Genomic DNA, 19654 nt, shown 5'->3' with positions numbered 1-19654 from the left:
CTCAGATCGCATATCCACTGTTTCGCGTTTCCCCCGCATCTTCCTGGCCGACGACGGGCGTCTCGCCGGCGTTTAATAGCAATCTCTGTTTTTTTCGGGTAGTGTGGAAAGCCAAGCCAGTCCCTGCGGGAATAAGCCGCCCGACAATAACATTTTCCTTGAGGCCGCGCAGGTCGTCCTTCTTGCCCATTATCGCCGCTTCGGTCAGTACACGCGTGGTTTCCTGGAACGAGGCTGCCGAAATGAAAGAGTCCGTCGACAGCGATGCTTTGGTAATACCCAGCAGCATAAACTCGTACGTAGCAGGCGTCTTCTCCTCCGCCAGGACCAGTTCGTTTTCGGCTAACAAGTCAGCGCGTTCAACCTGCTCACCAGGAATGAACCGGGTATCGCCCGGATCCACGATTTGGACGCGGCGCAACATCTGCCGCACGATTACCTCAATGTGCTTGTCGTTAATCTTGACACCTTGCAGGCGGTATACATCCTGAACCTCGTCAGTTATGTAGCGTGCAAGCGCTTCCACTCCCAATAAACGCAGAATATCGTGCGGATCGGCCGGCCCATCGACGATGCTCTCACCCTTATTAACAACCTGACCGTCATGTGCCGTGACGTGCTTGTCCTTGGGAATAAGATACTCATGCGAAACACCATCCAGATCGGTGATCACGAGCCGTTGCTTACCTTTGGTATCCTTGCCGAACGACACGATCCCGGTAACCTCGGCCAGCACACCCGCGTCCTTCGGAGAACGGGCTTCAAACAATTCCGCAACACGAGGTAAGCCACCCGTGATGTCACGTGTTTTCGAACTCTCCTGAGGAATACGCGCCAGTACTTCCCCGACGCTCACCTGCTGCCCGTCCCGAACCGTAATAATCGAACCAATTTGGAACGTAATATTGACGGACAGGTTGCTTCCTGCGAGCCGCACTTCCTTACCCTCGTCATCCAGCAGTTTTACCAAAGGACGCAGGCCCTTCGTTTGCGCCACGCCACGCCTTTTTGGATCGATCACGACAAGCGTGGACAAACCGGTAACCTCATCAATTTGCTTCGCTACGGTCACGCCTTCTTCCACGTTCTCAAAGCGGATCCTGCCGGCATATTCCGTAATGATGGGGCGAGTATGCGGATCCCAGGCAGCCAGTATCTGCCCTGCCTTGACAACCTCACCGTCACGTATCAGTAACGTGGCGCCATAAGGCGCCTTATGACGTTCGCGTTCGCGGCCGTTGTCGTCATGTATTACGACCTCACCGCTGCGGGAAATGGCGACCAATTCGTTACGGGCATTGGTGACATAGCGCATGGTAGGAGAATAATGCACGATACCATTGGACTTGCTCTCGACCTGGCTTGCTACCGCCGTTCTGGAGGCCGCGCCACCAATATGGAACGTACGCATGGTCAACTGGGTTCCCGGTTCACCGATGGACTGAGCCGCTATCACCCCCACGGCTTCGCCCACGTTTACCGGCGTACCGCGTCCCAGGTCACGCCCGTAACACTTGGCGCACAGACCATAACGCGTTTCGCAGGTAAGCGGCGTACGCACCTTCACTTCGTCTATTCCTAGCGCTTCAATGGAATCGACGGCATATTCATCGAGTAGAACTCCAGCTTCATAGATAACTTCCTGGTGCTCCGGATTAACGATATCGCTCGCCACTACGCGTCCAAGTATGCGTTCGCGCAGCGCCTCAATCACCTCTCCGCCTTCAACCAGGGCCTTCATCAGGACGCCATTACTCGTACCGCAATCGTCCTGTGTCACCACCAGATCTTGGGTCACATCGACCAGACGACGCGTCAGGTAGCCTGAGTTGGCAGTTTTCAGTGCCGTATCGGCCAGCCCTTTCCGCGCTCCGTGAGTGGAGATAAAGTACTGCAGCACGTTCAGGCCCTCGCGGAAATTTGCCGTGATGGGGGTTTCGATGATAGACCCGTCGGGTTTTGCCATGAGACCGCGCATCCCGGCCAATTGACGAATTTGTGCGGCCGAGCCGCGGGCGCCCGAGTCTGCCATCATGTAAATCGAGTTAAACGATTCCTGTGTCAATGCTTTGCCTTTCTTGTCCTTCGCAACTTCTCCAGTTACGGGGTCAAGTATCGGCTCGACGCCCAGTTGATCCATCATGGCCTTCGCTACCTGGTCGCCCGCGCGGCCCCAGATATCCACAACTTTGTTGTAACGCTCACCTTGAGTAACCAGGCCGGAAGTGTATTGCATCTCGATTTCCTGCACTTCCTTCTCAGATGCTCCAATAATCTCGTTCTTCTGTACCGGCGTGAGCATATCGTCCAGGCAGATGGAAATGCCTGCACGAGTCGCATAGGTGAAGCCGGCGTACATCAGCTTGTCAGCAAAAATCACGGTCTCGCGTAATCCGCAACGTCGGAAACTGGCATTAATGAGTCTGGAAATTTCCTTTTTCTTAAGCACCTTATTTATTAGCGGAAAAGGTAATCCGGCGGGAAGAATCTCGGATAGCAGCGCGCGCCCTACCGTCGTTTCGTATCGCGTGATTTTTTCACTGCGTTCGCCCTCGGCGTCCACGTCATATTCCTTGATTCTTACCGTAATTTTCGCATTCAGCTCGATTACGCGGCTTTCATAAGCCCGGGAAACCTCGCTAATGTTGGCAAACATCAGCCCCTCGCCGCGAGCGTTGATCTTTTCGCGCGTTGTGTAATAAAGCCCCAGAACAATGTCCTGCGAAGGAACAATAATCGGCTCTCCGTTCGCGGGCGACAACACATTATTGGTGGACATCATGAGCGTCCGGCACTCCATTTGCGCCTCGAGCGACAACGGCACATGCACTGCCATCTGATCACCGTCGAAGTCGGCATTGAATGCCGCGCATACCAGCGGATGCAGCTGAATCGCCTTGCCTTCGATCAGAACCGGTTCAAATGCCTGAATGCCCAGCCGGTGCAGTGTCGGAGCCCGGTTCAGCATCACCGGATGTTCGCGAATGACATCCTCAAGGATGTCCCAAACCACGGGGGTTTCATTTTCGACTTCGCGCTTGGCTGCCTTGATGGTGCTGGCGATACCCATTATTTCGAGTTTGTTGAAAATAAACGGCTTGAATAACTCCAGCGCCATTTTCTTTGGCAAGCCGCACTGATGCAGTTTAAGCTGCGGGCCCACCACAATCACCGACCGTCCGGAATAGTCGACCCGTTTCCCCAATAGATTTTGGCGAAACCGCCCGCCTTTGCCTTTGATCATGTCGGCAAGCGACTTGAGGGGCCGTTTGTTTGCACCCGTCATGGCTTTTCCACGACGGCCATTGTCCAGCAAGGAATCCACTGCTTCCTGCAGCATGCGCTTCTCGTTGCGCACGATGATTTCAGGGGCTTTCAGCTCAAGCAACCGCTTCAGCCGGTTGTTCCGGTTGATGACGCGGCGATATAAATCATTCAAATCAGAAGTGGCGAAGCGTCCGCCATCGAGCGGAACCAGGGGTCGCAACTCGGGTGGAAGTACCGGTAGTACGGCCAATACCATCCACTCCGGCTTGATCCCCGACTTATTAAACGCCTCCAGCACCTTAAGGCGCTTGGCGATCTTTTTCATTTTTGTTTCGGAACCCGTGGTGCCCATCTCACGCCGTAGATTGTCGATTTCGACCCGGATGTTCAGGTTGCTCAACAAGTCGCGGATACCTTCGGCTCCCATGCTGGCACGGAAATCATCGCCGTATTCTTCCGTTTTAGCGCGATAGTCATCATCCGTCAGCAACTGGCATCGAAGGAGCGGCGTCATGCCGGGATCCGTTACGACGTAAGCTTCAAAATAAAGGACACGTTCAATATCACGCAAGGTCATATCCAGCACCATGCCCAGGCGTGACGGCAACGATTTCAAAAACCAGATGTGGGCGACCGGTGAGGCGAGCTCAATGTGCCCCATGCGCTCGCGCCGAACCTTCGACAGCGTGACTTCAACGCCGCATTTTTCACAAATCACGCCACGATGCTTCAGCCGTTTATATTTTCCGCACAGGCATTCATAATCCTTAACCGGGCCGAAGATTTTTGCGCAGAACAAGCCGTCCCGTTCAGGTTTGAAGGTACGGTAATTGATCGTTTCCGGCTTCTTCACTTCGCCATAAGACCAGGAACGTATTTTTTCAGGAGAGGCCAGACCGATCTTGATCGAATCGAACTCTTCTTTCTGTGTAACCTGTTTGAATAAATCAAGCAGTGCTTTCATTTGTCACTCCTGTTGATCAGGGGTCGATACAAAAAGTTTTCCGGCAAAAACCACGGAAACAAATAGATTCCCATTCTCCGCACGCCTGCAAAAGGTTGCCACGCCTAATGCCGGTCCAGGTCAATATCCATCGCCAGCGAGCGGATTTCCTTCACCAGCACATTGAATGATTCCGGCATGCCGGCATCGATCTTGTGATCACCCTTGACAATGCTTTCGTACACTTTCGTGCGCCCGTTCACGTCATCGGACTTGACTGTCAACATTTCCTGCAACGTATAGGCTGCGCCGTAAGCCTCGAGGGCCCAAACTTCCATTTCGCCGAAGCGCTGGCCGCCGAACTGCGCCTTGCCTCCGAGAGGCTGCTGGGTTACCAGGCTATAGGGACCGGTTGACCGGGCGTGCATCTTATCGTCCACGAGATGATGCAACTTCAGCACATGCATGTAGCCGACTGTCACAGCACGGTCGAACGCCTCGCCAGTTCGTCCGTCATAAAGCGTCACCTGGCCGGAACGAGGAAGACCTGCAAGCTCCAGCATATCCTTGATCTCGTGCTCGGTGGCTCCATCGAACACGGGAGTTGCGAAAGGCACGCCGTCCTTTAGATTTGCGGCTAGATCGAGAACTTCCTTATCGCTGAGCGAAGCAATATCCTCGTGTTTACCACTGGTGTTGTAAATATTTTCCAGCAACTGCCGAATTTCCACTAACTGCTGGCCGGCACGAAGCAGTTCGCCAATCTTTTTTCCCAACCCCTTTGCAGCCCACCCTAGATGGGTTTCCAGAATCTGGCCCACGTTCATGCGCGAAGGCACGCCCAAGGGATTCAACACGACGTCAACCGGCGTCCCATCTGCCATATAAGGCATGTCCTCCACAGGCACAATCTTGGAGATCACCCCCTTATTGCCATGCCGCCCCGCCATTTTATCTCCGGGCTGAAGGCGCCGTTTCACCGCCACATAAACCTTGACCATTTTCTGAACCCCGGGGGGCAGCTCATCGCCCTGGGTCAGTTTCTTTTTCTTTTCCTCGTAAGCGTCGTCGAATGCCTTGCGCTTCTGCGACAAACCTTCCTCGATTTGCTCGAGTTGCACGCTCGTTTCCTCGTCGGAAAGGCGGATATCGAACCAGTGGTGCGGATCAATACTATCCAGGTATTCCTTCGTGATTTCGACGCCTTTGGCAAGCTTCTTGGGTCCGCCCGTCGCCACTTTACCCTTGAGCAAGCGCTCGATACGCTCAAACGCATCGGACTCTACGATCCGCATTTGATCAGTCAGGTCTTTTTTGTAGCGCTTCAGCTCATCGTCAATGATCTGCTGGGCGCGCTTGTCGCGCTCGATACCTTCTCGCGTAAAGACCTGCACGTCAATCACAGTTCCCGAGATACCGGACGGTACGCGTAGCGAGGTATCCTTCACGTCGGAGGCCTTCTCGCCGAAAATGGCCCGCAAAAGCTTTTCTTCAGGCGTTAACTGAGTCTCCCCTTTAGGGGTGACTTTTCCGACCAGCACATCCCCCGCTTCCACCTCGGCGCCAATGTGAACGATGCCGGAGGCATCAAGCCGCGCCAGCTGCACTTCCGACAGATTGGAGATATCGCCGGTTATTTCTTCTGTTCCCAGTTTAGTATCGCGACTTACTACCGATAGCTCTTCAATGTGGATAGAGGTGAAACGGTCTTCCGCAACAATACGCTCGGAAATAAGGATTGAATCTTCGAAGTTGTATCCGTTCCAGGGCATGAATGCCACAAGCATGTTTTGCCCCAGCGCCAGCTCGCCCTTGTCAGTGGATGCCCCATCCGCCACTACATCTCCACGCGCGATAACATCGCCCACCTCTAGCAGAGGACGCTGATTGATATTGGTGTTCTGGTTGGAACGCGTATATTTCGTCAGATTGTAAATATCCACACCCACTTCACCGGCACGCGTTTCCGCATCGTGCACGCGGACAACGATGCGGCTTGAATCCACGTAATCGACGACACCGCCTCGAACAGCCTGCACAGCGGTACCCGAGTCAACGGCCACAACGCGTTCGATGCCTGTACCAACCAAAGGCTTCTCCGCGCGAAGACATGGCACCGCCTGACGTTGCATGTTAGAACCCATCAGTGCGCGATTGGCGTCATCGTGCTCCAGGAAGGGAATCAGCGACGCAGCTACCGACACAATTTGTGCGGGAGCCACATCCATATACTCGATGCGATCGGGGGTCGCGAGCGTAAACTCGTTTTTATGCCGACACGACACGATCTCGTTAGTAAACTTGCCGCTGCCATCCAGCGCCGCATTCGCCTGGGCAATGACATACTGCCCTTCCTCGATAGCCGACAGATAATCAATTTCATCGGTTACCTGGCCGTTTTTTACCTTACTGTACGGCGTTTCCATAAAACCGTATTCATTGGTACGAGCGTACAGGGCCAACGAATTGATCAAGCCGATATTGGGGCCTTCCGGCGTTTCGATCGGACAGACCCGACCATAGTGCGTCGGATGCACATCACGCACCTCGAACCCTGCGCGTTCACGGGTCAACCCGCCGGGGCCGAGCGCAGATACGCGGCGCTTGTGCGTAATCTCCGACAGTGGGTTGGTTTGATCCATGAATTGGGACAATTGGCTCGAACCAAAAAATTCCCGCACCGCAGCCGATACCGGTTTCGCATTGATCAAGTCATGGGGCATCAGATTCTCGGACTCAGCCTGGCTGAGCCGTTCCTTCACAGCTCTCTCAACCCGTACCAGGCCCGAACGAAACTGGTTTTCCGCCAATTCACCAACCGAACGAACGCGGCGGTTGCCCAGGTGATCAATATCGTCAATCTCGCCACGGCCATTGCGCAACTCGACGAGAATCCTTATTACCGCGATGATATCGTCGTTCGAAAGAGTCGTTTCGCCGCCCAATTCGCTCTTACCCACGCGGCGATTGAATTTCATTCGTCCTACTACTGAAAGATCATAGCGTTCGGGCGCGTAGAACAACCCGTTGAACAATGCTTTGACTGCCTCTTCGGTTGGGGGTTCGCCGGGCCGCATCATGCGATAGATCGCAATTTGCGCGGCCATCTGGTCGGCTGTTTCGTCTATTCGCAGCGTTTGGGATATATATGCGCCCTGATCAAGATCGTTGGTATATATCGTCTGGATCTGTTCGATATTGGCTTCGCGCAATTTGGCGAGCACCACTTCTGTAATCTCATCGTTCGCCAGCGCCAGCACTTCTCCGGTTTCCTTATCAACGACGTTGTGGCCCAATACCCGTCCCAACAGAAAGTCTTCCGGCACCTCGAGTTTATCTATTCCCGCCTGTTGCATTTCCCGAACATGCTTGACGGTGATCCGTTTATCTTTCTGAACAATAACCTTGCCACTTTTATTGACAATATCGAAGCGGGCGATGTCACCGCGCAAACGTTCCGGTATCAGTTCGAACAAGATGCCGCTGTTGGTCAGGTGAAACGTATCAAACGAAAAGAATTGCTTTAGAATCTGTTCCGGCGTGTACCCGATTGCTTTTAGCAATACCGTGATTGGCATCTTCCTGCGGCGGTCAACGCGAAAATAAAGGTAATCCTTCGGGTCGAACTCGAAGTCGAGCCAGGAACCACGATAAGGAATGATACGAGCGGAAAAAAGCAGCTTTCCGGAGGAATGTGTTTTGCCTCGATCATGCTCGAAAAACACCCCGGGCGAGCGATGCAACTGGGACACGATCACACGTTCGGTGCCGTTAATGACGAACGAGCCGGTGTTGGTCATCAGGGGAATCTCTCCCATGTACACTTCCTGCTCCTTCACCTCTCTTATCGTCGGTTTGGATGCTTCTTTGTCCATGATGGTCAGCCGCACCTTTGCGCGCAACGGAGAGGCATAAGTCAGCCCGCGCTGCTGGCATTCCTTCACATCGAAGGGGGGGGAACCCAGCACATAATTAACAAAGTCGAGGCGAGCGTTTTTGGAATGGCTCTCGATTGGAAAAATCGACGTAAACGCCGCTTGCAAACCCTCGTTGGCACGTCGATCAGGCTCAACTTGAGCCTGAAGGAAGGCAGCGTAAGATTCAATCTGAGTAGCGAGAAGAAATGGAATCGGCAGCACGCTGGCGCGCTTTGCGAAACTTTTACGAATACGTTTTTTCTCGGTAAACGAATAGCTCATGGAATCTCTCCGGAAGGTCAGAGGACAGATGGACAGAAAATAGGAGCAGAGTACCTGATTTTAGCTACCGTGCTGAGTGTTCTGCCGCACAAAAAAAGTGCGGGAATCCGACGTTAAAAAAGCCGGAAACTGACGGCGTCTTGCACGCCGTCAGCCGGTCTTGCTGCATTGCTGTTATTTGATCTCGGCGGTCGCACCGGCTTCCGCAAGCTGCTTCTGGATCGCTTCGGCGTCGGCTTTCGGAATCCCTTCCTTCACCGCTTTCGGAGCCCCGTCCACCAAATCTTTAGCCTCTTTCAGGCCCAGCCCGGTAATCGCCCGCACAACCTTGATGACGTTCACCTTGCTATCGCCTACAGTGGTCAGCATAACGGTAAATTCCGTCTGCTCCTCGGCCGGGGCAGCAGCGGCGCCAGCTGCGGGCGCAGGTGCCGCAACGGCGGCAGCAGCAGCGGAAACACCGAATTTTTCTTCCATTTCCTTGATCAATTGCGAAAGCTCCAACACAGTCATGTTGGCAATCGCGTCTAGAATTTCTGCTTTGGCTAAAGCCATGATTTTCTCCTGATAATTAACTTGTATTTATGGATTCAAATAGCTTCTTGAATTCGATTAGGCGGCTTTCTGATCGTGAACGGCAGCGAGACCACGGACAAAACGGGTCGGCACTTCATTGAGCGTGCGCACAAAACTTGCAATCGGCCCCTGCATCGTACCCAACAACCTCGAAAGCAGCTCGTCGCGGCTCGGAAGCGCGGCAAGACTTGCAATCTCCTTGCTCGACATTACCAGATTAGGCATCGCCCCCGCTTTGATCACGAATTTGTCATTGCTCCTCGAAAATTCGTAAAGCACTTTCGCCGCGGCAACCGGATCCTTTCCAATCCCGTAAGCCAGCGGCCCGACCATATGATCGGAGAGACCCGTGAACGGCGTATCCGTGATCGCGCGCCGCGCAAGCGTATTTTTGAGTACTCGGAAATATATCCCCGATTGACGCGCCTTCGCCCGCAATTGCGTCATATGTCCGACCTCAAGCCCGCGGTACTCCGCGATGATAATGGCCTGAGCCGTCGCCAACTCGGCGCTGACTTCGGCAACTACCGTTTTTTTCTCTTCCAAATTTAGACTCAAGGTGCATTCTCCATCAGTTAAAATACGGTACCGGCGCGGCGGGTAGCGAAGAATGAAACTCCACGCCACCACAACGAGCCGAAGTACCGCGAACCGGCGACCTTAAATCAGGAGTTAAATCATTCCTGTTTTGGGCACGCCATCTGCGCTGGGTAAGACGAAGGAAAATAAAAGCAAGGGCGACATGACTACTTCACCCAATCCTTTCCCTCCACATTCGTTTTGCAATTAAGTTCTTCGGCGCTACCCGTTCAGCAAACACCACCGTGCAACCATCTTTTACTGTCCGGCATTACCGAGAACCCCAGCGGTCTTTGATAACCCGCCGGATCGACATTGCGTGTCTTTCCAGCGGCCCAAAGTCTTACAAATCCATTAAAGTTTTACCGCACGCTTGTCTGATCAACTCGAACCCCAATTCCCATCGTGCTGGAGACTGAGATCTTCCTAAGATAAATTCCTTTAGAAGTGACCGGCTTCGACTTATTAAGCGCATCTATCAATGCCCGCAAATTTTGCGTCAGTGCATCCACGCTAAACGATGCACGGCCGATCGTGCACTGAACAATACCGCCCTTATCGGCCCGATATTGCACCTGGCCCGCTTTTGCATTCCTTACCGCGCCCGCAACATCCGGCGTCACCGTGCCAACCTTGGGGTTAGGCATCAGGCCGCGCGGACCGAGTATTTGGCCCAACTGGCCAACAATCCGCATGGCATCCGGACTGGCGATAGCCACATCAAAATCTATATTGCCCGCCTTGATCTGTTCAGCGAGATCCTCGAATCCAACGATATCCGCGCCGGCCGAAAGAGCCTCTTTGGCCTTGTCCCCCTGCGCAAATACCGCGACCCGCACCGACTTCCCGGTGCCAGCGGGCAGAACGACAGAACCGCGCACCGCCTGGTCAGATTTTTTTGCATCAATTCCGAGATTGACAGCCACGTCAACCGACTCGTCGAATTTTGCGGTGGCTGTTTCCTTGATGATCTGTAGGGCGTCGGGAAGCGGATAGAATTTGCTGCGGTCTGCCTTACCCGCAATCGCCTTAAAACGCTTTGAAATATGCGCCATTTACACCCCCTCCACTTCCACGCCCATGCTCCGGGCGCTGCCCGCAACAGTCCGAACTGCGGCATCCATATCGGCCGCGGTCAAATCGGGCATTTTTATCTGGGCAATTTCTTCCGCCTGTTTCCGGGTCAATTTACCTACTTTGTCCGTATGCGGTCTGGGACTGCCCTTGCCTACACCCGCGGCTTTCTTTATCAACACCGTCGCCGGCGTTGTCTTCATGGTGAAAGTGAAGCTCTTGTCGGCGTAAGCGGTAATGACGACCGGCACGGGCAACCCAACCTCCATTTTCTGGGTGGCGGCATTGAACGCCTTGCAGAACTCCATGATGTTGAGCCCGCGCTGTCCCAGCGCCGGGCCGATGGGCGGACTGGGATTCGCCTTGCCCGCGGGCACCTGCAGCTTGATATAACCAACTATTTTTTTTGCCACGATAACTCTCCTCTCGGGTACATGCGAACGCCATGGCGCTCTCCCCAGTTGACAACATGCGGGACCCGCTATACCTAGCGCGTGCCGCCTCTATCCTTCAAGCTTTTTCGACTTGACTGAAATCCAGCTCCACAGGGGTGGGACGCCCAAAGATGGAAACCGACACCCGAATTTTGCTTTTGTCATAATTGACATCTTCCACATTGCCGTGAAAATCCGTAAACGGGCCTTCCTTGACCCGCACGGCCTCGCCCGCCTCAAAAAGTACCTTAGGCTTGGGCTTCTCCACCCCCTCCTGTATCTGATGGAGAATGTTCTGCACTTCCTTCTCGCTGATCGGCGTCGGTTTCGTGGCCGAGCCACCAATAAAGCCGGTGACCTTGGCAGTGTTTTTTACCAGATGCCACGTTTCATCAGTCATCTCCATCTCGACCAATACATAGCCAGGAAAAAATTTGCGCTCGCTGAGATTTTTCTGGCCACCTTTCATTTCAATGACTTCTTCTACCGGGACCAATATCTGCCCAAATTTGTCCTGCATCCCGGCGCGATTAATCCGATCCTTCAATGCGCGCTGCACGCTCTTTTCAAACCCGGAGTAGGCGTGAACCACAAACCATTTCTTCTCCATCACCCCTCCTGTCCCATCAGATATCTCACCGCGAGCAAGAGCCCCGCATCCACCATCCATAAAAATATGGCCATCACTAGAACAAATGCAAACACGATCCCAGTGGTCTGTAGCGTCTCCTTGCGGCTCGGCCATACCACTTTTCGTGTTTCTTCAGCTGATTCTCTGGAGAATGCATAAAACTGCTTGCCGGGAGCGGTAAACCACACCACTACGCCCGCCAGAACAACGCCCGAGAGTACAGAGATGACGCGAATGACCATCGCGCCATCCCGGAGGTAATAAAAACCTGCAATACCCGCAATCAACAGCAGTAGCGCAAATCCCAACTTGATCTTATCCACTACTTTATCCCACTCTGCCTTTAATGCTTTTCAGTAAATGAAGCGGTGCAGGAGCCGATTATGCAAGCACAACCCTCAGCCCGTGATTCAACGCAACGTGTTGGTAGTTAGATTGATGAAGCCTAGCTTCCGTTGGATAATAACAGGTGTTTCGTTTGACATTTCCTATCTTGGCAGGCCAGGAGGGCATCGAACCCCCAACCTTCGGTTTTGGAGACCGACGCTCTGCCAATTGAGCTACTGGCCTGTATTTCCTTTAAGACAATAGATAGAAAATCAGGAGATTCACCGAATATTAAGAATAAACAATTACTCAATTCCGGGGACATCCGCCTTTATTCAATAACCTTTGCCACCACGCCTGCGCCAACTGTTCTGCCGCCCTCGCGAATGGCAAAACGCAGGCCTTCTTCCATCGCAATCGGGGCAATCAGGTTCACCGTCACCGATACGTTGTCGCCAGGCATGACCATCTCGGTCCCCGCAGGCAGTTCAATCGCACCCGTCACATCAGTGGTGCGAAAGTAGAATTGCGGCCGGTAGCCCTGGAAAAACGGGGTATGACGCCCACCTTCTTCTTTGCTCAGTACGTATATCTCGGCGCTAAACTTCGTGTGTGGCGTGATGCTGCCCGGCTTGGCCAGAACCTGGCCGCGCTCGACTTCCTCGCGCTTGGTGCCACGCAGCAATACGCCAACGTTGTCACCCGCCTGCCCCTGGTCGAGCAGCTTCCTAAACATTTCAACTCCGGTGCATACGGTCTTGATCGTGGGCCTCAGGCCTACGATCTCGATTTCTTCCCCCACCTTGATTACGCCGCGCTCAATCCGCCCCGTCACAACCGTGCCACGCCCGGATATCGAGAATACGTCTTCCACCGGCATCAGAAAGGCACCATCCACCGCACGTACCGGCTCAGGTATGTAGCTGTCCAGCGCATCCGCCAACTTGAATATCGACGGCTCGCCTATGTCGCTCTGATCGCCTTCCAGCGCCTTCAGCGCAGACCCAATCACGATCGGTGTGTCATCCCCGGGAAAATTGTATTTGGACAGCAGTTCGCGAACTTCCATCTCCACCAGTTCCAGAAGCTCGGCATCGTCCACCATGTCCGCTTTGTTCATGTACACCACGATGTAGGGAACTCCAACCTGGCGCGCAAGCAGTATGTGCTCCCGCGTCTGCGGCATCGGCCCATCCGCAGCAGAAACCACCAGGATCGCCCCGTCCATCTGCGCTGCCCCGGTGATCATGTTCTTCACGTAGTCCGCGTGACCCGGACAATCAACGTGCGCGTAATGCCGGGCCGTGGTCTCATACTCAACGTGTGCCGTGTTGATCGTGATCCCCCGTGCCTTCTCCTCCGGCGCCGAGTCAATCTGCGCGTAACTCTTCGCCTCGCCTCCAAACTTCTTCGCCAATACCATCGTGATCGCCGCCGTCAATGTGGTCTTCCCATGATCCACATGACCAATCGTCCCAACGTTCACGTGCGGCTTCGTCCGCTCAAATTTGCTCTTTGCCATGATGGGTCCCCTTTTTAAAGCACTTTTTATATCCAGGTTTTTAATCGACGCCTATGGAGCCCATGGCCAGGATTGAACTGGCGACCTCTCCCTTACCAAGGGAGTGCTCTGCCACTGAGCTACATGGGCAAGCACCATTCTGCCTAAACAACACGTTGCAATAACTTTGACCTTGCCAAAACTTCAACTCCAGTTTTTCTTCAACTGCGAACTGGAGCGGGTGAAGGGAATCGAACCCTCGTCGTAAGCTTGGAAGGCTTCTGCTCTACCATTGAGCTACACCCGCATCATCTGGCGATTTGGATCGAAGCAATCCATCAACTCATCACAGAAAAGCCATCAAGCGCTCCGGCGCTACACTTATTACACCCCAAACCCATTCACGGTCACAACAGGCTATCGAACCTGCTGCCGAAATGTTTACATAGCCGTCTGATTTGGTGGAGGGGGAAGGATTCGAACCTTCGAAGGCAGAGCCGTCAGATTTACAGTCTGATCCCTTTGACCGCTCGGGAACCCCTCCAAACGAAACTGCTAATTGTGAATGCTTTAGGATGATAAGTCAACGTGCATTTCGGGCTTTCAGAATTATCCGATGGCGCGATCAGAGTCGGCGCTATTGCCGAAGTCCGGGGGGCTGCTTCAGTGCGTCGATCCCTGACGCAAGCCCAGGAGTTCCACGTCGAAAATCAATGTGGCATTGGGTGGAATGACCTTACCTGCGCCGTTGGCGCCATAGGCCATATCGGGCGGAATGATTAAGGTACGCTGGCCACCGACTTTCATGCCGGCAACACCACGGTCCCACCCTTTAATCACGCGCCCGGCCCCCAAAAGAAATGAGAAGGGGGCGCCGCGATCGCGGGAACTGTCGAATTTTGCTCCCTTTTTATCAGATGCGCCGGGATCATAAAGCCAGCCGGTGTAATGTACCTCCACTGCCTTACCGACAGTTGCTTCCTCGCCGGTCCCCACTTTCGTATCTTTCTTTATTAGTTCATTCACGCCGGATGGTCCCTGCCCGGTTTGGGAAAATGCAACCTGGGGTAATAGAATAACGCCCAATATCAAAGCACTAAACAGTGATTTTACGTGAGACATCGCTTACCTCAAAATTAAATTAATTATTCAATTCTAAATATCCGTTTCTCGCCTGCAGTGGCTGCGGTGGGTAGGGCAGGTATATGAACACTGCTTGGGGCCGTGCAAACTTCGCGCGGCAGATCTTGATCTTAGTTTAAGCGCACTCGCTGCATGCACATGCAGAGTCTACATATCACCGGGATTTTGTAACCCCAGCGGCTTTCCGTATTATACGCATAGAACCCATGACTTAGTTTCCCATTGCGGTAATTGCTGCCAAAATTCGGATTCGGGTTCTCTGCGTACTCCACCGCAAGCGGACTGACCCCGGGAACTCGTTCGCATTAGTTTGTGTAGAACTGGAATTAGGCCGATGCAGAAACACCTGAACGAAAAAGTAGGTGAGGAGCAACCACCGACGCCTTCGGTACAGCTGCACGATTCCCGGGTCGTCCGGTGGGTGTATCTGGCAACCGGGTTCGCCGCCCTGATACTGGCTGTGGCCGGCGTGCTGCTGCCTATTCTGCCGACCACACCTTTCGTGCTGCTGGCGGCAGCTTGCTTTGCGCGCAGTTCAAGACACTTTCACGAGAAGCTTCTTGCCCACCGTATCGCGGGTCCTATTATTCGCGAATGGACTCAATACCGCAGCATTCGGCCCAAGGTGAAGCGCTGGGTATATTTCCTGCTCGCGCTGTCATTTAGCAGTTCGATCCTTATGATGCCATTGGCATGGCAAAAGGTAATGCTGGCCGTACTGGGCCTCATTCTCGCCGCATTTATCTGGCGCATCCCTGTAAGGGAAAAGGAGACGGGCACCTAAGCGGATGTTCAGCTGATTTACCGAGGAACTGCAGCATCCTGTGGCTCTGCCACGAAGATTCCACGCGACGGTTTCTTGACATATTTTCGGGACGGTCGTTTGCTATGACAGGCTTAAGTGCCGCGAAGGCTACCCATCACCCTCTCGGATGATGCACAGCATGAATCCGTTTCAGTCGTTCGCGCGCCACATGAGTATAAATTTGGGTAGTAGAAATATCGGCGTGCCCGAGCAACAATTGCACGACCCGCAAATCTGCGCCATGGTTGAGCAGATGGGTTGCGAAGGCATGGCGTAAAGTATGTGGCGACAATGGTTTGGTTATACCTGCGTGGCGCGCGTAGCGCTTGATCAGATACCAGAACGCCTGGCGCGTCATGGCTGAGCCACGGGAGGTGACGAACAGCACGTTGCTCGGGCTGCCGCCCAGTAGTCGCAAGCGCACTTCCTTTGTGTAGCGCGAAACCCACTCCAATGCCTCCTCGCCCAAAGGCACCAGGCGCTCCTTGCCGCCTTTTCCCATCACTTTGACGATTCCCATATTCAGACTGATTTGCGCGCTGTCCAAACTGATCAGCTCGGACACCCTTAAACCACTTGCATAAAGAACTTCGAGCATGGTGCGGTCGCGTAACCCCAACGGAACGTTTACATCGGGGGCGTTAAGCAGCGCCTCGACGTCCGCTTCGGTAAGGCTTGCAGGCAGGCTGCGGGGAAGTTTCGGGGGGTCAATGTTAAGGCTTGGATCTAACTGTATTTTTCCCTCGCGCAACAAAAAACGGTAAAACCGCTTCAAACTCGAAAGTTCGCGGCAAGTCGTGCTAGCCTTGACCCTGGCGGAAAACTTATAGGCAATAAAGGCGAGCAGATCTGAATGGGTTGCTGTTATAAGGGCGTTGTCGTGGTGCCGGCGCTTGGCTAGCCAAGCGCCGAATTGCTCGAGATCGCTGCGATAGCTGTCCAGGGTGTTACGAGACAGACCATCCTCCAGCCACAAAGCGTCAGAAAAAGTGTCCAGCAAACCTGAGTTGAGCTCAGCCACGCTCATGGTGGAGCAACCAGCGCTTTATACCAAGCGGGATTCCATCGCTTGCATTCATAAAACCGCCGAGTCCTCCGCTTTTAGCAATAACGCGATGGCAAGGAATGACTATCGGAAGCCGGTTCGCCCCGCATGCCTGCCCCACGGCACGCGGCGCCGAATGCAGCTGAGTGGCGATGTCGGCATAACTGCGCGTTTTACCGCTGGGGATGTCCTGAATCGCGCGCCATACGCGTTTCTGATGAATAGTGCCGCCAATATGCAGCGACAAATCAAATATGAAATCCGGTTCAGCCAGATACGCTTGCAACTGATCGCTCACTTCTCTTGCAAGGGAAGTTTGGGGCGCAAGCGTGGGGGTATCGAGGGGCAAATACTCGATATCGGTCAGCCAGTCTTCCTCAATGCATATACCAAGAACAGCAAAGGGCGTGGCAAGTTTCGCCTGATATTCAACTACTGCTTCCAGTTTTCGACCAACCTTTGGTTTGCCCATGGGGTATTTTGAACGTTAGCCGGCAGGACTTGCAGACATCCGGCACGTATCCAATCCCGATCATCACTGGATTCTATTAAATGGTAAAGCATAGCGCGGGGCGCTTTGACTTTATGCGTGGAGTCCGGCGATAATCCCCGCATTATCCGGCCTCCGCAATCCGCCGACAAGTCCCCCGCACAAAGGAGCGAGCAGTGAAATTCAGTATAAAAAGCGGAAATCCCGAGAAACAGCGCGGCGCCTGCCTGGTCCTGGGCGTATTTGAGCCGCGCAAGTTGACAGATGCTGCAAAAGCGATGGACAAACTTGCCGACGGGTATATCAGCAGCATATTGCGCGGTGGCGACATGGAGGGAAAGACGGGCACGACGTTGATCCTTCACAACGTGCCCAACACACAGTGCGAGCGAATATTGCTTGTAGGACTCGGCAAGGAAAAGGAACTCGGCGACAAGGCGTACCGCGAAGCCATACGGTCAGCCTTCAAGGTTCTCAAGGGGACGGGAGCTGCCGACGCAACACTGTTCTTGACTGACTCGCCGGTTACTAGCCGTGACATCGCATGGAAAATCAGCCAAACGGCCATCCTGGCGATGGAAAGTATCTACCGCTTCGATCAGCTTAAAAGCAAGACTGAGGAGAAAAAACCTCGTCTGCGCAAAGTTACGCTTGGCGTGGGCAACATGGAAAGGCCCGGGTTAGCTACGTGCGAGGAAGCACTGCAACAGGGTCTTGCCATCGCCGAGGGTATGAAACTCGCCAAGGATTTGGGCAACCTCGCACCCAACTTCTGCACCCCGAGCTACCTGGCCGAACAGTCGGTAGATCTTGCCAAGGCGCTTAAGCTCAAGGCCACCGTCCTGGAGCAGAAGGACATGGAAAAACTCGGTATGGGCGCGCTGCTGGCAGTCGCGCGCGGCAGTCGGCAGCCCGCCAAGCTGATCGCTTTGGAATACTGGGGGCGCACAGAGAAAGAAAAGCCCATTGTGCTGGTGGGCAAGGGCATCACGTTCGATACTGGGGGTATTTCGTTAAAGCCCGCGGCAGAAATGGATGAAATGAAGTACGACATGTGCGGCGCAGCCAGTGTGCTGGGCACGTTAACGGCAGTCGCGAAGTTAGGGCTTCCGGTAAACCTGGTCGGCATCATTCCCACCACTGAGAATATGCCGGGCGGAAATGCTACCAAGCCGGGCGACGTGGTTACCAGCATGTCGGGACAGACCATTGAAATTCTCAACACGGATGCTGAGGGCCGCCTAATCCTTTGTGATGCGTTGACTTATGCCGAGCGCTACCAGCCCGAGACAATCGTTGATATCGCCACCCTGACTGGCGCATGTGTCATCGCGCTCGGGCACGTCGCATCAGGCTTGCTCAGCAACGACGATGATCTGGCTGAAGAATTGCTGGGTGCGGCCGGACGAGCGGGGGATCCTGCCTGGCGGCTGCCATTATGGGATGAATATCAGGAACAGTTGAAGAGCAATTTTGCGGATATGGCAAACATTGGTGGACGTGCGGCAGGAACCATCACTGCGGCTTGCTTCCTGTCGCGTTTTACAAAAAAATATCGATGGGCTCATCTCGACATAGCAGGTACCGCCTGGAAGTCGGGCAAGGAAAAAGGCGCGACCGGCCGGCCGGTGCAATTGCTGACTCAGTTTATTATCGGACGCGCGTTAAAAACATCTACCGGCTGACCTGAAGGGGAAATGACGGAAATAGACTTCTACTCCGGCGGCGATAAGCTTCATACCGCCTGCCGTCTGGTTGCGAAAGCAGTCCGCAAGGATCTGAAAGTGATGATTTACGCGTCGGATGTGGCAACGCTCGAGGGAATCGACAAACTCCTTTGGACATTTTCTCCAATGGATTTTATTCCCCACTGCCGGGCTGACCATAAACTGGCGGATGTAACGCCTGTCATACTGGGTCATGACGCCAAAAAAATTCCACACGATGAGGTGTTGCTGAACCTGGACTCTGATAACCCGTCTTTCTTCAGCCGTTTCCACCGTTTGATCGAAATTACCGGAACAACACCAGAAGATACGCACGCTGCCCGCAAGCGCTACCGCTTTTACCAGGACCGAGGGTACGAAATCCGTCATCATAAATTAGCAGCGGTATAGGAAAGATCGGAAATGACCCGCTCTTCTTTGCAAACCCGTCCGCCTTCCCATCTCGCTTATACCCAAATCCCGAGACCATCATGACAAACGCCCGTGCCAAAACATCGTCAGAAGCCGAATATGACGAAATATTGCGTAAGCTGGATACCTTGTTACTTCGCCATCAGGGCAAGCCGTCTGTTTCGGCTCGCGCTGATGCAAATGCTGCTGCGGATTTTCGGCCAACCTCGATCGCGAGTGGAAGTCCAACTCAGGTACCCCTCACCGCGGCTGACACCATACCGACCCTCACTGAAATGGTGTACCTCCCGCCTTCAATGCTCTCAGCCCCCGGCGATATCACGTCTCTCATTGCCCAAATAGTAGACTCCGCGCTCAAAGACACGGGAGAGGATCTTGGGGCTGGCGCTCGCGCGGCCCTGGTTCAAGCGCTGGAGTCACGATTATTCGGTCTTTGATCGCTACCTTCAGCCCGCATTCCTTTATTCTTTTATTTAAAACGAATAAATAGTCACGTCGGTTA

The 19654-nt window shown here is 53.8% G+C and carries 16 protein-coding genes and 4 tRNA genes; 4 read left to right on the top strand and 16 right to left on the bottom strand.

The window, feature by feature from the left end; genetic code table 11:
* Position 1: 1 nt before the first annotated feature.
* The 14 genes from rpoC to R5L00_RS11150 all read right to left on the bottom strand — a co-directional run bounded on the left by rpoC (position 2) and on the right by R5L00_RS11150 (position 14653).
* Positions 2–4231, bottom strand: coding sequence for a DNA-directed RNA polymerase subunit beta' (gene rpoC, locus R5L00_RS11215; RefSeq protein WP_107694803.1), 4230 nt, complete (start codon positions 4229–4231; stop codon positions 2–4).
* A 104-nt stretch (positions 4232–4335) separates the two neighbouring features.
* Positions 4336–8409 (bottom strand): DNA-directed RNA polymerase subunit beta, encoded by a 4074-nt coding sequence (gene rpoB / locus R5L00_RS11210; RefSeq protein ID WP_107694804.1) that lies wholly within the window; start codon positions 8407–8409, stop codon positions 4336–4338.
* Positions 8410–8583: 174 nt separating this feature from the next.
* A complete protein-coding gene (rplL, locus tag R5L00_RS11205; RefSeq protein ID WP_317651736.1) occupies positions 8584–8964 on the bottom strand; it encodes a 50S ribosomal protein L7/L12 in 381 nt (126 codons plus the stop codon).
* Between the two features lie 57 nt (positions 8965–9021).
* Positions 9022–9543: a 50S ribosomal protein L10 gene (gene rplJ, locus R5L00_RS11200; protein ID WP_317651735.1), complete on the bottom strand. Its 522-nt coding sequence runs from the start codon at positions 9541–9543 to the stop codon at positions 9022–9024.
* Between the two features lie 383 nt (positions 9544–9926).
* The gene (gene rplA, locus R5L00_RS11195; protein ID WP_317651733.1) at positions 9927–10619 is read right to left on the bottom strand and encodes a 50S ribosomal protein L1; all 693 of its coding nucleotides are present in this window, start codon (positions 10617–10619) and stop codon (positions 9927–9929) included.
* Positions 10620–11051, bottom strand: coding sequence for a 50S ribosomal protein L11 (gene rplK, locus R5L00_RS11190; RefSeq protein ID WP_107694808.1), 432 nt, complete (start codon positions 11049–11051; stop codon positions 10620–10622).
* Positions 11052–11148: 97 nt separating this feature from the next.
* Positions 11149–11682 (bottom strand): transcription termination/antitermination protein NusG, encoded by a 534-nt coding sequence (gene nusG, locus R5L00_RS11185; protein ID WP_107694809.1) that lies wholly within the window; start codon positions 11680–11682, stop codon positions 11149–11151.
* Positions 11682–12026 (bottom strand): preprotein translocase subunit SecE, encoded by a 345-nt coding sequence (gene secE, locus R5L00_RS11180; RefSeq protein WP_107694810.1) that lies wholly within the window; start codon positions 12024–12026, stop codon positions 11682–11684. Before secE ends, nusG begins: the two co-directional genes overlap by 1 nt.
* A gap of 171 nt (positions 12027–12197) precedes the next feature.
* Positions 12198–12273 (bottom strand) — tRNA-Trp (locus R5L00_RS11175).
* A gap of 88 nt (positions 12274–12361) precedes the next feature.
* A complete protein-coding gene (gene tuf / locus R5L00_RS11170) occupies positions 12362–13552 on the bottom strand; it encodes an elongation factor Tu (RefSeq protein WP_107694799.1) in 1191 nt (396 codons plus the stop codon).
* Positions 13553–13606: 54 nt separating this feature from the next.
* Positions 13607–13681, bottom strand: a tRNA-Thr gene (locus R5L00_RS11165).
* Positions 13682–13764: 83 nt separating this feature from the next.
* A tRNA-Gly gene (locus R5L00_RS11160) sits at positions 13765–13838 on the bottom strand.
* 152 nt (positions 13839–13990) lie between these two features.
* Positions 13991–14075, bottom strand: a tRNA-Tyr gene (locus tag R5L00_RS11155).
* Between the two features lie 119 nt (positions 14076–14194).
* Positions 14195–14653, bottom strand: coding sequence for an FKBP-type peptidyl-prolyl cis-trans isomerase (locus R5L00_RS11150; RefSeq protein WP_317651730.1), 459 nt, complete (start codon positions 14651–14653; stop codon positions 14195–14197).
* Between the two features lie 355 nt (positions 14654–15008).
* Here R5L00_RS11150 and R5L00_RS11145 point away from each other — a divergent pair, with 355 nt between their 5' ends.
* Complete coding sequence (locus tag R5L00_RS11145; RefSeq protein ID WP_317651728.1) at positions 15009–15458, top strand: YbaN family protein; 450 nt, start codon at positions 15009–15011, stop codon at positions 15456–15458.
* Between the two features lie 136 nt (positions 15459–15594).
* Here R5L00_RS11145 and xerD read toward each other — a convergent pair whose 3' ends face one another.
* A complete protein-coding gene (xerD, locus tag R5L00_RS11140; protein WP_107694813.1) occupies positions 15595–16506 on the bottom strand; it encodes a site-specific tyrosine recombinase XerD in 912 nt (303 codons plus the stop codon).
* A complete protein-coding gene (locus tag R5L00_RS11135; protein ID WP_317651727.1) occupies positions 16493–16996 on the bottom strand; it encodes a methylated-DNA--[protein]-cysteine S-methyltransferase in 504 nt (167 codons plus the stop codon). The genes xerD and R5L00_RS11135 overlap by 14 nt, the downstream gene beginning before the upstream one ends.
* A 194-nt stretch (positions 16997–17190) precedes the next feature.
* Between R5L00_RS11135 and R5L00_RS11130 the strand changes: the two genes are divergently transcribed.
* From R5L00_RS11130 to R5L00_RS11120, 3 genes are all read left to right on the top strand, one after another.
* Positions 17191–18699 carry a leucyl aminopeptidase gene (locus R5L00_RS11130; RefSeq protein WP_317651726.1) on the top strand — a complete coding sequence of 503 codons (1509 nt, stop codon included), beginning with the start codon at positions 17191–17193 and terminating at the stop codon, positions 18697–18699.
* Between the two features lie 12 nt (positions 18700–18711).
* Complete coding sequence (locus R5L00_RS11125; RefSeq protein ID WP_107694816.1) at positions 18712–19131, top strand: DNA polymerase III subunit chi; 420 nt, start codon at positions 18712–18714, stop codon at positions 19129–19131.
* 80 nt (positions 19132–19211) lie between these two features.
* Positions 19212–19589, top strand: a complete 378-nt coding sequence (locus tag R5L00_RS11120; protein ID WP_317651724.1) for a hypothetical protein — start codon at positions 19212–19214, stop codon at positions 19587–19589.
* Positions 19590–19654 lie beyond the last annotated feature (65 nt).

Origin of the sequence: Nitrosospira sp. Is2, from assembly GCF_033095785.1 — a bacterium.
Taxonomy (GTDB): Bacteria; Pseudomonadota; Gammaproteobacteria; order Burkholderiales; family Nitrosomonadaceae; genus Nitrosospira.
The sequence above is the reverse complement of the archived record's forward strand: the minus strand, read 5'-3'. Positions and strand labels throughout refer to the sequence as shown.

What these genes read in the sequence shown, in the direction of transcription:
- rpoC (WP_107694803.1), bottom strand. Translation starts at nt 4,231, where the DNA reads ATGAAAGCACTGCTTGATTTATTCAAACAGGTTACACAGAAAGAAGAG.
- rpoB (WP_107694804.1), bottom strand. Translation starts at nt 8,409, where the DNA reads ATGAGCTATTCGTTTACCGAGAAAAAACGTATTCGTAAAAGTTTCGCA.
- rplL (WP_317651736.1), bottom strand. Translation starts at nt 8,964, where the DNA reads ATGGCTTTAGCCAAAGCAGAAATTCTAGACGCGATTGCCAACATGACT.
- rplA (WP_317651733.1), bottom strand. Translation starts at nt 10,619, where the DNA reads ATGGCGCATATTTCAAAGCGTTTTAAGGCGATTGCGGGTAAGGCAGAC.
- nusG (WP_107694809.1), bottom strand. Translation starts at nt 11,682, where the DNA reads ATGGAGAAGAAATGGTTTGTGGTTCACGCCTACTCCGGGTTTGAAAAG.
- tuf (WP_107694799.1), bottom strand. Translation starts at nt 13,552, where the DNA reads ATGGCAAAGAGCAAATTTGAGCGGACGAAGCCGCACGTGAACGTTGGG.
- R5L00_RS11150 (WP_317651730.1), bottom strand. Translation starts at nt 14,653, where the DNA reads ATGTCTCACGTAAAATCACTGTTTAGTGCTTTGATATTGGGCGTTATT.
- R5L00_RS11145 (WP_317651728.1), top strand. Translation starts at nt 15,009, where the DNA reads ATGCAGAAACACCTGAACGAAAAAGTAGGTGAGGAGCAACCACCGACG.
- xerD (WP_107694813.1), bottom strand. Translation starts at nt 16,506, where the DNA reads ATGAGCGTGGCTGAGCTCAACTCAGGTTTGCTGGACACTTTTTCTGAC.
- R5L00_RS11135 (WP_317651727.1), bottom strand. Translation starts at nt 16,996, where the DNA reads ATGGGCAAACCAAAGGTTGGTCGAAAACTGGAAGCAGTAGTTGAATAT.
- R5L00_RS11125 (WP_107694816.1), top strand. Translation starts at nt 18,712, where the DNA reads ATGACGGAAATAGACTTCTACTCCGGCGGCGATAAGCTTCATACCGCC.
- R5L00_RS11120 (WP_317651724.1), top strand. Translation starts at nt 19,212, where the DNA reads ATGACAAACGCCCGTGCCAAAACATCGTCAGAAGCCGAATATGACGAA.